This is a genomic window from Bradyrhizobium sp. AUGA SZCCT0182, assembly GCF_018130185.1.
GTDB lineage: Bacteria > Pseudomonadota > Alphaproteobacteria > Rhizobiales > Xanthobacteraceae > Bradyrhizobium.
This window is the reverse complement of sequence record NZ_JAFCLY010000008.1, coordinates 175,411-187,897: the sequence shown is the minus strand read 5'-3', so window position 1 is coordinate 187,897 and position 12,487 is coordinate 175,411. Positions and strand designations below refer to the sequence as shown.

General features: G+C 62.3%; 17 protein-coding genes. 9 read left to right on the top strand and 8 right to left on the bottom strand.

From position 1 onward, the window contains the following. From secF to JQ611_RS12020, 3 genes are read left to right on the top strand one after another with little or no spacing between them, the layout of a single operon-like run. Positions 1-1,002, top strand: a complete 1,002-nt coding sequence (gene secF, locus JQ611_RS12030; RefSeq protein ID WP_212269943.1) for a protein translocase subunit SecF — start codon at positions 1-3, stop codon at positions 1,000-1,002. A gap of 45 nt (positions 1,003-1,047) precedes the next feature. Next, a complete protein-coding gene (locus JQ611_RS12025; protein WP_212269944.1) occupies positions 1,048-1,443 on the top strand; it encodes an Mth938-like domain-containing protein in 396 nt (131 codons plus the stop codon). Then, a complete protein-coding gene (locus tag JQ611_RS12020; protein ID WP_212269945.1) occupies positions 1,440-2,303 on the top strand; it encodes a phytoene/squalene synthase family protein in 864 nt (287 codons plus the stop codon). The genes JQ611_RS12025 and JQ611_RS12020 overlap by 4 nt, the downstream gene beginning before the upstream one ends. Here the strand turns inward: JQ611_RS12020 and JQ611_RS12015 are convergent. The 3 genes from JQ611_RS12015 to JQ611_RS12005 form a co-directional block, all read right to left on the bottom strand. After that, a complete protein-coding gene (locus JQ611_RS12015; protein ID WP_212269946.1) occupies positions 2,300-3,424 on the bottom strand; it encodes a serine/threonine protein kinase in 1,125 nt (374 codons plus the stop codon). The genes JQ611_RS12020 and JQ611_RS12015 overlap by 4 nt on opposite strands. 4 nt (positions 3,425-3,428) lie before the next feature. Then, a complete protein-coding gene (trmFO, locus tag JQ611_RS12010) occupies positions 3,429-4,862 on the bottom strand; it encodes a methylenetetrahydrofolate--tRNA-(uracil(54)-C(5))-methyltransferase (FADH(2)-oxidizing) TrmFO (RefSeq protein WP_212465533.1) in 1,434 nt (477 codons plus the stop codon). Between the two features lie 135 nt (positions 4,863-4,997). Then, a complete protein-coding gene (locus JQ611_RS12005; RefSeq protein WP_016846063.1) occupies positions 4,998-5,150 on the bottom strand; it encodes a DUF1127 domain-containing protein in 153 nt (50 codons plus the stop codon). Positions 5,151-5,632: 482 nt separating this feature from the next. Here JQ611_RS12005 and JQ611_RS12000 point away from each other — a divergent pair, with 482 nt between their 5' ends. Then, positions 5,633-6,001, top strand: coding sequence for a hypothetical protein (locus tag JQ611_RS12000; protein WP_212465532.1), 369 nt, complete (start codon positions 5,633-5,635; stop codon positions 5,999-6,001). Further along, positions 5,991-6,254 carry a hypothetical protein gene (locus tag JQ611_RS11995; RefSeq protein WP_192739849.1) on the top strand — a complete coding sequence of 88 codons (264 nt, stop codon included), beginning with the start codon at positions 5,991-5,993 and terminating at the stop codon, positions 6,252-6,254. Before JQ611_RS12000 ends, JQ611_RS11995 begins: the two co-directional genes overlap by 11 nt. 57 nt (positions 6,255-6,311) lie before the next feature. Here the strand turns inward: JQ611_RS11995 and JQ611_RS11990 are convergent, their stop codons facing one another. Next, positions 6,312-7,127, bottom strand: coding sequence for a lytic transglycosylase domain-containing protein (locus JQ611_RS11990; protein WP_212465531.1), 816 nt, complete (start codon positions 7,125-7,127; stop codon positions 6,312-6,314). Positions 7,128-7,309: 182 nt separating this feature from the next. Next, positions 7,310-8,335 carry a DUF2189 domain-containing protein gene (locus tag JQ611_RS11985; RefSeq protein ID WP_212465530.1) on the bottom strand — a complete coding sequence of 342 codons (1,026 nt, stop codon included), beginning with the start codon at positions 8,333-8,335 and terminating at the stop codon, positions 7,310-7,312. A gap of 292 nt (positions 8,336-8,627) precedes the next feature. On the opposite strand from JQ611_RS11985, the gene JQ611_RS11980 reads away from it, so the two are divergent. Next, positions 8,628-9,002, top strand: a complete 375-nt coding sequence (locus tag JQ611_RS11980; RefSeq protein WP_192739852.1) for a DUF3597 domain-containing protein — start codon at positions 8,628-8,630, stop codon at positions 9,000-9,002. 81 nt (positions 9,003-9,083) lie between these two features. Here JQ611_RS11980 and JQ611_RS11975 read toward each other — a convergent pair whose 3' ends face one another. After that, the gene (locus JQ611_RS11975) at positions 9,084-9,248 is read right to left on the bottom strand and encodes a DUF1127 domain-containing protein (protein WP_212465529.1); all 165 of its coding nucleotides are present in this window, start codon (positions 9,246-9,248) and stop codon (positions 9,084-9,086) included. Between the two features lie 187 nt (positions 9,249-9,435). On the opposite strand from JQ611_RS11975, the gene JQ611_RS11970 reads away from it, so the two are divergent. Next, positions 9,436-10,224, top strand: a complete 789-nt coding sequence (locus JQ611_RS11970) for a fumarylacetoacetate hydrolase family protein (protein ID WP_212465528.1) — start codon at positions 9,436-9,438, stop codon at positions 10,222-10,224. Positions 10,225-10,356: 132 nt separating this feature from the next. Here JQ611_RS11970 and JQ611_RS11965 read toward each other — a convergent pair whose 3' ends face one another. Further along, positions 10,357-10,626 carry a GNAT family N-acetyltransferase gene (locus tag JQ611_RS11965; protein WP_212269953.1) on the bottom strand — a complete coding sequence of 90 codons (270 nt, stop codon included), beginning with the start codon at positions 10,624-10,626 and terminating at the stop codon, positions 10,357-10,359. Between the two features lie 234 nt (positions 10,627-10,860). Here JQ611_RS11965 and JQ611_RS11960 point away from each other — a divergent pair, with 234 nt between their 5' ends. Both JQ611_RS11960 and JQ611_RS11955 read left to right on the top strand, forming a co-directional pair. Then, positions 10,861-11,670, top strand: a complete 810-nt coding sequence (locus JQ611_RS11960) for a tetratricopeptide repeat protein (RefSeq protein WP_312011938.1) — start codon at positions 10,861-10,863, stop codon at positions 11,668-11,670. Between the two features lie 144 nt (positions 11,671-11,814). Beyond that, positions 11,815-12,219 (top strand): SPW repeat protein, encoded by a 405-nt coding sequence (locus tag JQ611_RS11955; protein ID WP_212465527.1) that lies wholly within the window; start codon positions 11,815-11,817, stop codon positions 12,217-12,219. Positions 12,220-12,331: 112 nt separating this feature from the next. Here JQ611_RS11955 and JQ611_RS42435 read toward each other — a convergent pair whose 3' ends face one another. Beyond that, positions 12,332-12,460 carry a hypothetical protein gene (locus JQ611_RS42435; RefSeq protein ID WP_283813479.1) on the bottom strand — a complete coding sequence of 43 codons (129 nt, stop codon included), beginning with the start codon at positions 12,458-12,460 and terminating at the stop codon, positions 12,332-12,334. Between the last annotated feature and the right edge of the window lie 27 nt (positions 12,461-12,487).

The window sequence follows — 12,487 nt, the reverse complement described above, 5'->3', positions numbered from 1 at the left end:
TTGACACAATACGTCCTCATCGGGCTGGGCATTCTGATTGCCGTGCTTACCGTGGTCGCCATATTCGATCTGCTGCCGCCGCTGCGGATCGTCCCCGACGATACGCATTTCGATTTCACGCGCTTTCGCCGTATCAGCTTTCCGATCTCGGCGGCGCTTTCGATCGTGGCGATCATCCTGTTCTTCACCCACGGCCTGAATTTCGGCATCGACTTCAAGGGCGGAACGTTGCTGGAGGTGCAGTCCAAGTCGGGCTCCGCCGACATCGCCACGATGCGTGCGACCTTGAGCAATCTCGGCCTCGGCGAGGTGCAGCTTCAGCAGTTTGGTGGTCCGGCCGACGTCCTGATCCGGGTTGCCGAGCAGCCCGGCGGCGACAAGGCGCAGCAGGATGCGGTGACGAAAGTCCGCACCGCCCTCGGCGACAGCGTGGAGTATCGCCGCGTCGAAGTGGTTGGACCTCGCGTTTCCGGCGAATTGCTGGCTTACGGCATGCTCGGCCTGATGCTCGCGATCTTCGCGATCCTGATCTATCTCTGGTTCCGGTTCGAATGGCAGTTCGCGCTCGGCGCCATGATCGCCAACGTCCACGACATCGTGCTGACGATCGGCTTCATGTCGCTCACCCAGGTCGATTTCGACCTCACCAGTATCGCGGCGCTCTTGACGATTCTCGGCTACTCCCTGAACGACACGGTCGTGATCTATGACCGGATCCGGGAAATGCTGCGGCGTTACAAGAAGATGCCGATGCCGCAACTGCTCAATGAATCCATCAATTCGACGCTGTCGCGCTCGATCATCACCCACGTCACGGTGACGCTGGCCTTGCTGGCGCTGCTGTTGTTCGGCGGGCACGCGATCCACAGCTTCACGGCGGTCATGATGTTCGGCGTCGTGCTGGTCGGCACCTACACCTCGATCTTCATCGCGGCGCCGATCCTGATCTATCTCGGCGTCGGCGAGCACCGCGACGCGCCGGAGAAGCCTGCAAAGAAGTAGGCCGGCATGATCCCGAAAAGTGGGAGCCGGTTTTCGGACGTGATCATGCCTAATCAAAACACTGGTTCGTCGGACGTACCGCATTTTCCGAGGTCGGCGCCGATCGAGGCCTACGGCAAGGGCGGTTTTGCGTTCGCCGACATGTCGCATCGCGGCTCGCTTTTGTGCCTGCCGGACGGCATCTGGGCCTGGGATGTTACAAAGCCCAGCGAAATCGATGAGTACTCGCTGGCGCGCGTCTTCAAATCGGCCAATGCGATCGACACCCTGGTCGTCGGCACCGGCACCGACGTCTGGATTCCGCCCAAACATTTGCGCGAGGCGTTGCGTGCTGTGCGGGTGGTGCTGGACTCGATGCAGACCGGGCCGGCGATCCGCACCTACAACATCATGATGGGTGAGCGCCGGCGCGTTGCCGCCGCGCTGATCGCGGTGCCATGAGCGCAAGCGAGGCACCTAAGGATTCCGCCGGCTTCTGCGCCGACCTGGTGCGCACCCATGATTTCGTCCGCTACGCGTCGACGTTGTTCATGCCGGCGGCCCAGCGCCGCGCGCTGCTCGCGATCTACGCTTTTAACGCGGAGATTTCACGGGTGCGCGAGCAGGTCAGCCAGCCGCTGCCCGGCGAGATGCGGCTGCAATGGTGGACCGACATGCTGGCCGGCGCGGGCCATGGCGGCATCGAAGGCAACCCGGTCGCGGCCGAACTGCTGCAGGTGATCCGCGACAACCGCCTGCCGGTCGACCCGCTGTCCCGCCTGATCGACGAACACCAGTTCGATCTCTACAACGACCCGATGCCGTCGATGGCAGCACTCGAAGGCTACATCAACGACACCTCGTCGGCGCTGTTTTCGCTGGCCGGGCGTATCGCGGCGCGGCCTTCGGAAGCGGTCGATCACCTCGCGCGCCACGCCGGTTTCGCCCAGGGCCTGGTGCAGGTGATCGAGAAGTTGCCGTGGGATGCGGCGCGGCGCCAGCTGTTCCTGCCGCTGCAATTGCTGCAGCAACACGGCAGTGGCGTGGAAGAGGTGTTTACTGGCAAACAGACGCCGCAGGCGCGTGCGGCGATCGACCAGCTGATCGGCGAGGCGCGGGAGCATCTGGAAACCGCCTTCGAACTGCTCGCCGGCGTGCCGACGGAGGTGAGGCCGGTATTCCTGCCGCTGGCGCTGGTCCGCCGCGACCTGAAGCGGATGTCGCGGGCCGATTCCGATCCGTTCGTGCCTAAGACCACGTCGCGATTGCGGACGCTGTGGACGCTGTGGCGCGCGTCGCGCTCGCCGGAGTTCGGCGGCTAGGAATTTGCTCGCGTAGATGCGCCCGACGGCGAGTCCATATCGGCCGCTTCAAAATTGAACCGGTCCCGCAAATTCTTGCGGCTCTCCAGAATGTCCTTCAGGAAAGCGCGGTCGGTGTCGTTCTTCATCATCGGCTCGATCAGGTCCAGCTGGTTCATCGCGACAAGCTGCAGGATCTCGGTGCGAGGCTTGCCGGCGCTGTCGCGCGGCAGCGCGTGCACGACCTGGATATGCTCCGGCGGTTTGACGCCCTTGGCGGACGAAAGCTCGCTGCGCAGCTGCTTTTCGAGCGAGACTTGATCGGCCTCGACGAACGCATAGAGCCCGACGCCGGTGCGGCGGTCAGCAAAGGCGACGATAGCCGTGTCGCGCACGTCGGGGTTCTTCCGGATCATCTCGATCAGCACGGGCGCGTCATTGACCAGGCGACGGCCGCCGCCCTCCCGATCGGTGAAATTGAACAGGCCGCGGGTGATGGCCTGATAGACCTTCTTGCCGGTCATCAGCCAGACGCTGGCGACGACGGATTTGCGCGCCAGGATCTTGCGTTCCATCGGCGTCAGCGCTGCAGGCGCGTAGCTGCGCTTGTGTTTCAAGAGGTGCCGCAGATCCTCGTAGGCCGCGATGCGAAACAGCCGGCTGCGGCTCTTGAAGCAGGCGGCCAGCTGGAAATCGGTGAGATAGGCCTGCCCGTCGCTGCCGCGCAGCCAGTTCTGCTCCTTGGCGAGATCGTTATGGCAGATGCCGGCGCGATGCAGCTTTCGAAGCGCCAGCTTGGCCGAGCGGAAATAGCCGAGGTCGCCGTGGGGCTTGGCCATCTGCAGCGCGACGCCATCGATGAAGCCGCGCACCAGTGCCTGCCGGCCGGCCCACAGCAGCTTCGGGCCGACATTCAGGTCGCGCGCCAGCGCCAGCGCGCGGCGCTCGCGGGCGAACAAATGTCGGGCGAGGAGATAAGACCATACCGGCACCTGATCGAGCCGGCGCAACACCGCATCGACCTCGCCGGCGTCGCTTTTGAAGCGCCCGCGCTCGACGGTCGAAAACACGTCGCGCTTCAGCAGCACGCCTTCGGTCCATCGCGCCGACAGAATCGCGGCGTCATCCTTTGGCAAAGCCATGATCCTACGCCGCCGCTGCGACGCGCAGGTGATCGGCGATCCAGCGGTCGAGATCGGCCAGCGCCCGCGCGCTCATCGCCTGCTTCTTGGCGACCGTCTTCTCGTTGCCGCGCAGCCGTGTGCCGTCCGGCTTCTTGGTCGGCGGACTGGCAAGCGGCGGGAACAGGCCGAAATTGATGTTCATCGGCTGGAACGAACGCGGACCTGCGTCGACCGTCTCGATGTGACCGCCGGTGATGTGGCCAAGCAGGGATCCCAGCGCTGTCGTTGCCGGCGGCGGCGCCAGCGACTGCGCGCGCGCATCCGCCGCGGCATAGAGCCCGGCGATCAGGCCGATGCTGGCGGATTCCACATAGCCTTCGCAGCCGGTCATCTGGCCTGCGAAACGCAGCCGCGGCTGCGCGCGCAGCCGCAATTGGCCGTCCAGAAGTTTTGGCGAGTTCAGGAAGGTGTTGCGATGCAGCCCGCCGAGGCGGGCGAATTCGGCCCCCTCGAGCCCGGGAATGGTGCGGAAAACGCGCTGCTGCGCGCCGTGCTTCAGCTTGGTCTGGAAGCCGACGATGTTGTAGAGCGTGCCGAGCTTGTTGTCCTGGCGCAGCTGCACGATGGCGTAGGCCTTCACCGTCGGGTTATGCGGATTGGTGAGGCCGACCGGCTTCATCGGCCCGTGGCGCAGCGTCTCGTGGCCGCGTTCGGCCATCACTTCGACCGGCAGGCAGCCGTCGAAATAGGGGGTGTTGGTCTCCCAGTCCTTGAAGTCGACCTTCTCGCCGGCCAACAGATCAGCGACGAACGCGTCGTACTGCTCCTTGGTCATCGGGCAGTTGATGTAATCGGCGCCGGTGCCGCCGGGCCCGACCTTGTCGTAGCGCGACTGGAACCAGGCCACCGACATGTCGATGGAATCCTTGTGCACGATCGGCGCGATGGCGTCGAAGAACGCCAGCGCGTTCTCGTCGGTGAGCTCGCGAATCGCGTCCGCCAGCGGCGCCGAGGTGAGGGGGCCGGTCGCGACGATCACATTGCCCCAGTCGGCCGGCGGCAGTCCGGCGATTTCCGTGCGGTCGATCTCGATCAGGGGATGATCGTGCAGGGCACGGGTGACGGCGGCCGAAAATCCGTCGCGATCAACCGCCAGCGCGCCGCCGGCGGGCACCTGGTTGGCGTCCGCTGATCGCATGATCAGCGAGCCCAGCCGCCGCATTTCGGCGTGCAGCAGGCCCACCGCATTGTTGGCGGCATCGTCGGAGCGGAATGAATTGGAGCAGACGAGCTCGGCAAGCCCTTCGGTCTGGTGGGCCTCGGTCATTCGCACCGGGCGCATCTCGTGCAGGACCACGGGGATGCCGGCATTGGCGATCTGCCATGCGGCTTCCGAGCCGGCGAGGCCACCGCCGATCACATGGACGGTGTTAGTTGGATTCTTGGCTGCGGTCATGCGCGCAGGGTTAGCGCGTTTTCTCGCCAAGTGCACCTGCGGCAATGGCGTTTTCAAAACAGGAATCCAGACTCAGATACGACAACGCCCGCAGCGAGGCGGGCGTTATCCGTTCGTCAGGCGGCTGACAAAGGATCAGCCGTTGTAGGTCCCGGCTGCAACGCGCGGAATGTCCGAACGATCAAGGCCAATATCGGCCAGTTCGCGATCGCTAAGCTGGGACAGTTCGCTGACATTGCGCTGATAGTCCCGGAACGCCTGGATCATGCGGATGAGCGAGAGTAACATGGTAGTCTCCTTGAAATTACGATTCAGCTCTTGGAGGGAAGCCTCATCGTTGAAATGAATATAGCTGGTATTTTGCAGTGCAGAAGTTCCGATGTTGCGGTGCAGCTAATCCAAAAGCGCATGGCTAAGGTAAGATCCGATTAACCTTTCGGCAGGGCTGCCTCATCAAGTGGCCGAAGGGGTGTCTGGCCAGTCAATTGATACGAATTATCCTGTAAGATCGCGGCGTTGACGCAATCACGACGCAACCATCACTGCTTGATTCCGTGGTCTGAAATCGCCGCAAACGGACTTGAAACTCGTCGAGCCCGTCTCTCTGCGTAAAGAATTTCTGCATGCGTGATTCGCATGCACTCCGCAGCATAGAAATGAATTAAAAATCACTATCTTGCCTGCGGACCGCACCAAGCGTACCGCGACGGCCCAAGGCAGGGTCGCCGCCGGTGTCGTGCTTCGGCTGGCGAACTTTGCGCCGATCGCGGGTGACGACAGCTCTCCTGGCGCTAGACGAAGACGGTGCGAACAACCGATCGCGATGTGAATGCGACACCGCGCCAAGATGCGTTGGTCATCGTCACCGGTGTTGCACGCACCGTGGCGAGAACGAACGCTCACTGCAGCGCTGGATCGATCAACGCGCATGCTGCGCCGCGTCGTTACGCGGCTGTAATGAATTACGCAGCCGTAATGAAAAAGCGTCGTTTCGCATAAGCGCCTTGCATGCTGCGCTCAGCACCTCGCGCGAACGTTATTCCGAAATTTTCTGCAACCGGAAAACAATCATCGCGCAGATTCCGGCAATGACGCTGGTGCTGTCAAAAACAGAAAACGGAAAACAACATGCTCAATAAATTAATCGCAGCAGCCGCAATGGCTGCCATTGCCTACGCCATCGCTCCCGCAAACGCCGCCAAGGTGAACGCCGGCTGCAGCGGTCCCAACCTCGAAAAGACCGAGACCGCCATCGAAGCGATGGCGGACGGCGAGGGCAAGATTGTCGCGCAGAAGGAAATCGCCCTGGCTCAGGACGCCATGCTGAGCGGCAAGATGGGCGTATGCGGCGCGCATCTGAGCAAGGCGATGCACATAGGTACGGCGAAGTAGACGTATCCGGCGGAGGGCCTGTTGCCTCGGTGCCTGGCCCTCCGATTTCCCGATCCTTCAGGGCGCGCGCGCAAGCTGCGTCGCGAAATAGCCGATGGTCTTGGAATAGACCTCGCTCTTATTCCACTGCTGGATCACGGCAAAATTCGCGCTGCCGGGCTCCCAGTCCTTGCCGCGCTGCCAGCCATAGCTCTTGAGGTAGTTCGCCGTCGAGGCCAGCACATCGGGCGCACTGCGCAGCAGATCGCGGCGGCCATTGCCGTCGAAATCGACCGCATACTTGATGTAGGACGACGGCATGAACTGGGTCTGGCCGATTTCACCGGCCCAGGCGCCGCGCATATCCTGTGGTGAGATATCGCCGCGCTCGACGATGCGGAGCGCGTCCATCAACTCGGCCTTGAACAAGTCGGTGCGACGGCAATCATAGGCCAGCGTCGCCAGCGAGCGCAGCGTCGGGAATTTTCCGGTGTTGACGCCGTAATCGGTCTCCAGGCCCCAGATTGCCACCAGCACTTCGCCGGGCACGCCATAGGCCTGTTCGATGCGCCCGAGCACCGATCCATATTGCTTGAGCATGTTGGCGCCGCGCGCGAGCCGGGGCGGGACCATGCGGCCGGAAAATTCCTCAAAGCTCTGGCTGAAAACCTTCTGCGAATGGTCCCGCGTAATGACGGCCTTGTCGAGCGCCACACCGGTCAGTCCGGTTTGAATGGCCGCCGGCGAAATTCCTTTCGCCGCGGCTTCCTTCTTGAAGTCTTCGAGCCAGCCCTCAAACGTGCCGGTGCCACAGGATGCTGCAATCGATGGGCTTGCCGAAGTCAGGAGGAGTGCAGCCAGCGCCAAAGTCCGAACAGAAACGCGAGAGGTCATAGTGTCGTTCGCTCCAAAGTCGATTCATGATCGACATTAGTCTCGAAACCACACCGAATGTTCGGAGTAACAGCGGCCAAAACAAGGCCGCCATTTCGCCGGCGCTGACACAAACGTGTCATTGGCACAGGCGCTCAATTCATAGGCAATTCTGAACCCGAAGGCCGAGGCCGTGGGGCGGCCTAGGTTGGTCTTGCGCGATGCTTGCATGAATGGACGCCAAACCGCCGGTCGACAACCGACCGGCGGTTTGAGATCTCGCTACCCGCTGTAAGGCCTATGCGCCTTCCTTTGCGCCGCCAGGGAAACAGATTGGCCGGGAAGTCCGCCGCGGGCTTGCGCTCGCGCGGCGCGCGGGGCGGAAGCGGCTGAGGATTGAGTTCCGGTTCAATGGTTTCCCGGTAGAGATGCCAGGTGGCGTGGCCAAGCAGTGGAATGACGACGGCAAGGCCAAGGAAGAACGGCAGCGTTCCTGCAACCAGCAGCACCGCCACGGTCAAACCCCAGACCGCCATCGGCACGGGATTTCGTGCGACCGCGCGCAGGGACGTCACCATCGCGTCGCCGGCGCCGGCGTGACGATCGAGCATCAACGGGAACGATACGACGCTGATGCAGAGCGCAACGATGGCGAACAGGAAGCCGACGCCACAGCCGACCACGATCAGCCACCAGCCTTGCGGCGTCGTCAGCACGCGCGTCGCGAAATCCCGCATGCCGGTCGCGCCTTCATAACCGAACGCCGCGATGTAGATCGCCTGCGCGGTGGCTACCCAGGTCACAAACAATGCCAGCAGGAGGACGCCGAGCCCGAGCATGGCGCCGAACGAGGGCGAGCGCAGCACCTGGAGCGCATCCCACGCAGACGCCTGTGCGCCAGTCTCACGACGGCGGCTCATCTCATACAGGCCCAGTGCAGCGAAGGGGCCGAGCAGGGCGAAGCCTGCGGCCAGCGGAAACAACAGCGGCAACACCGAGTAACCGAGCACCGTGCGCGCCAGCACCAATCCGAGCACGGGATAGATCACGCACAGGACAATGGCGTGACTTGGAACGGCCTTGAAATCCTCCCAGCCGAGCTGCAAGGCCCGGTGCAAATCGGAAAGGCCGATGGTTCGGATCACTGGCGCTTTCGCGGTTTCCTGTCCGCTCTGCGTCAGAGATGTGACATTGCCTTGATATGAGGTGCCTTGAATTGGAGTCGCCATGGTCGTCTCCCTTTGGCGGCCGCATTTTGCGCTCGCTGGAGGGCGCAAACGTGCCGTTTCCAAACATGATCACGATCAGGCCAGACGCGAAGACAGGGAAGAATAACAGGCCATGCCGCGAACTGAGCCAGCAGCGTACCCCCAAACCGGGACAATAGCACTCACGCTTCGGTGAATGTTTCATTGGCAAGCCACAATTCGCTGGCTAAACTACAAGGCGAGCCCGGCCTGGTGCTGCCGGTCAAACAGTGCCGCTAGCGACATACCTATTCAATTCCACTGGGAGCCAACGATGAGCATTTTCGGAAAAATCATGGGCGCGATTTTCGGTACGAAGGCAGACGCGGCGCCAGCTTCCGGCGGAGCGGCTGCAGGCGGAGCTGCCGCCGGCGGATCCGCAGCACCGGCGGCAACGATCGATGTTGCTCCGATCCTGGACAAGGCCGTGGCTGACAAGGGCGAGAAGCTGGCGTGGCGCACCTCGATCGTCGATCTGATGAAGGCGCTCGACATCGATTCGAGCTTCACGGCGCGCAAGGAACTCGCCAAGGAACTCGGCTATACCGGCGACAGCAATGATTCGGCGAGCATGAACATCTGGCTGCACAAGCAGGTGATGACCAAGTTAGCCGCAAATGGCGGCAAGCTGCCGCCGGAAATTCACTGACGCTTTCGTTCTGATCAACAGGCAAAAGGCCCGCGGTGACGCGGGCCTTCTTTCTTTTGGGATGCGCGCGAGAACGATCGTTCAGGGATACGGCCGGCGCCCGGTGTAGCGCGGGGCGGAGTTAGCAAGGTCGGCGCGGCTGATGCCGATGTCGCGGAGCATACGCTCGTCAAGCCGGCTGATGCTTGCGAGTTCGGAGCGGTAGCGGGCGTATCGCCTGACGGCGGCAATCAGAGAGATCAACATGGTCTTTTCCTATCGGGATGTGAGAGGCACCTTTGCGGTGCTGATGGCCGTTGGTCGCAAGCTGCGGCGACGCGGTTCACTGCAATGCAGCAAAGCGCAGGTGCCATGCAATTTGTGCGAAAACGCTGTAAAGACGGCGTTTGAACAGAAAACGCGGACCCAAGAAACGCGAACCAAGGAGACCATCATGAACAGCCTCGACCGCAGGACCATTCTAACGACGGGAGCGCTCGCATTGGCGGGGGCGGCGGCAAGCGTTCCCGCCGCTGCGCAGGCCGGCCCGAAGTCGATGTTTCCGGTACCGGCGACGACCATTCCGATCGTCGGCGAGACCGACGTGTACCAGGTCCGCCGCATCTACTGCATCGGGCGCAACTACGCCGCGCATGCGCGTGAAATGGGGTCCGACCCGACCCGCGAACCGCCGTTTTTTTTCCAGAAGCCGACGGATGCGATCCAGAACGTCGCGGTCGGCAGTGTCGCCGATCATCCCTATCCCTCGCTGACCAAGAACTATCACTACGAGGTCGAACTGGTGGCAGCGCTCAAGTCGGGCGGCACCAACATCCCGGCGGAGAAGGCGCTCGATCACGTCTATGGCTATGCGCTCGGGCTCGACATGACCCGGCGCGATCTGCAGCGCGCGTTGGGCGACGAGAAGAAGCCCTGGGAGATCGGCAAGAGCTTTGACCGTTCTGCGGTGCTCGGCCCGATCCACCCAGCCGCCAAGACCGGCCATTTCACCAAGGGCGCAATCTCGCTGGCGCTGAACGGCACCGTCAAGCAGAACTCCAACCTGCAGAACATGATCTGGAGTGTCGCCGAGCAGATCGCCAAATTGTCTGATGCCTTCGAGCTGAAGGCTGGCGACATCATCTATTCCGGCACGCCGGAAAATGTCGGTCCGGTCGTGAAGGGTGATGTGCTGCTGTGCAAGCTCGAAGGGCTGCCGGATATGTCGATCAAGATTGTGTAGATGTTGTCGTCCCGGCGAAGGCCGGGACCCATACGCCGCAGCTTCTCGATTTTGATAGGTTGTGGTTGATACCTTTCGCGATAAGGACGGCCGGTGGTTATGGGTCCTGGCGTTCGCCGGGACGACAAGGGATTACCCCGTCAAATCGGCGAACTGCGGATTCTTGTGCAGATAGTCGACAACAAAACCGCAGCCGGCGATCACCTTGTGGCCGTCGGCGCGGATCAATTCCAGCGCACCCTTGACCAGTTCGGAGGCAATGCCGCGGCCGCGCAGCGCCCTCGGCGTCTCGGTATGGGTGATGATAACAGCCGACGGGGTCAGCCGATAATTCGCAAACGCTACCGCACCCTCAACATCGAGTTCGAAGCGGTTTTGGGCTTTGTTGTCGCGGACGGCCATCGAGGGGTTCCCATGCGGTTCACCTCAATCATCTAGGCATGTGAACCCCGTGATGCAAACGAGCGACCAACGGGAAAATCGCTTGCCGGGGTGACAACATGCGAATTTTGACCCTGCCTGACCGTTTCGCTGCTGGGCGCATCCCTGACGTTCTCGCAACCGCCTGCCGCATCCGCCGAAGGCGACCGGAACTGGCAGGCCTGCACCGGCACGACGAGCGCGCCGAATGAGAGGGTGACGGCCTGCAGCGTCGTGATCGATGGCAAGACCGAGACCGGCAAGAGGCTCGCCGGCGCCTATTGCAACCGCGGCCACGGCCTTACCGAGAAACGCGAGCTCGACGCCGCCATGGCCGATCTCAATGAGGCGATCAAGCTCGATCCGGACTATGCCTGTGCCTATTCCAATCGCGGACGGGTCTACGCCTTCAAGCGCGATCTCGATCACGCCATGGCAGACTATGACGCGGCGCTCCGCATCGATCCGACCTTCGCCTTGGCCTACAACAACCGCGGCGACGCCTGGTTCGGCAAAGGCGACCTCGATCGCGCGCTGACCGACTTCGACGCCGCCATCAAACACAACCCGTCGCTCGCCATCGCCTATGGCAATCGCGGCTATCTCCATCATCGCAAGCGCGACACGGCCCGTGCGATCGCCGACTACAGCATGCAGATCAAGCTGAAGCCGGACGTGCTGGCCTATATCAACCGCGGCAATGTCTACCGCGATACCGAGCAACTGGAGCGTGCCGCCGCCGATTACGGCGCGGCGGCGAAAATCGCACCGACCGATGCGCGGGGCTGGCGCAACCGCGGCATGATCCGGCTGTACCAGGGCGATACCAAGCGCGGCATTGCCGATTACGACAAGGCGTTGCAATACGATCCGGCCGACGCCTATTCCTGGAACAACCGCGGCCAGGCCAAGATGCGGCTGGGCGACAAGGCCGGCGCGGTCGTGGATTTCCGCAAAGCCCTGGAGATCGATCCCAGCCTGCGCACCGCCCGTGACGGCCTGCAGCTACTTGGCGCAGCGCAATAAGTCCGTTGAGGTCTTGCAACCGGGAAGGGTGTGCCTAAGTCTTTTGCAAGACATACGCCCCGATGCGGCCGGATGTGGTTCGAGATCGGAAATGTCAGGTATGGCCGGCCGCTGACGTATGCCTCTTTTCAATGGGAGGTTTACATGTCGGACTTTCGTTTCTTCAGAACGCATCGATCGTGGGAGGACTGGTTCGGCATGCTGCTTGGCGTGTTGATCGTGGTGTCGCCCTGGTTTCCCCTGCAGCCGGCCAACGAGGTCATGACCGCCGATCGCAGCACCATGATCCTCAACACGTTCGTGGTCGGCATGCTGGTATTCGGCCTCGCCCAGCTGGAATATGTCGCATTGCAGCGCTGGGAGGAGGTGGCGGAGATCGTCCTCGGACTCTGGCTGATCGCTTCACCGTGGATTTTCGGCTATTCCGGCGACGCGTTTCTACCGGCCTGGCACGCGATACTCGGCGCAATCGTGGCTCTGCTCGGCGCGCTTCAGCTGTGGCAGGATTGGCGCCTGAGCGACCAGGAACTCGCCAACCATCCGCAGTAAATCCTGCCACGGACCTGCCGGTCTGCGAGCGGCAGGTCCGCTGGTCTTTCGGGAGGTGGGGCGGCCAATACCCGCCGGATCGGCCACGGCCCCGGTTCAGGAAATCGGGAGGTCAGCGCACGCCGGTCCCCTTGCAGCGCTGGCATTTCACGACGTTGTCGCCCTTCTTCACCAGGCCCTTGCCCTCGCAATTCTTGCATTTCTGCTTCTTCTTGATGTTCGGGCCTTTTTCATTGGCCATCATGATCTCCCAGCGGCGTTTTTGACT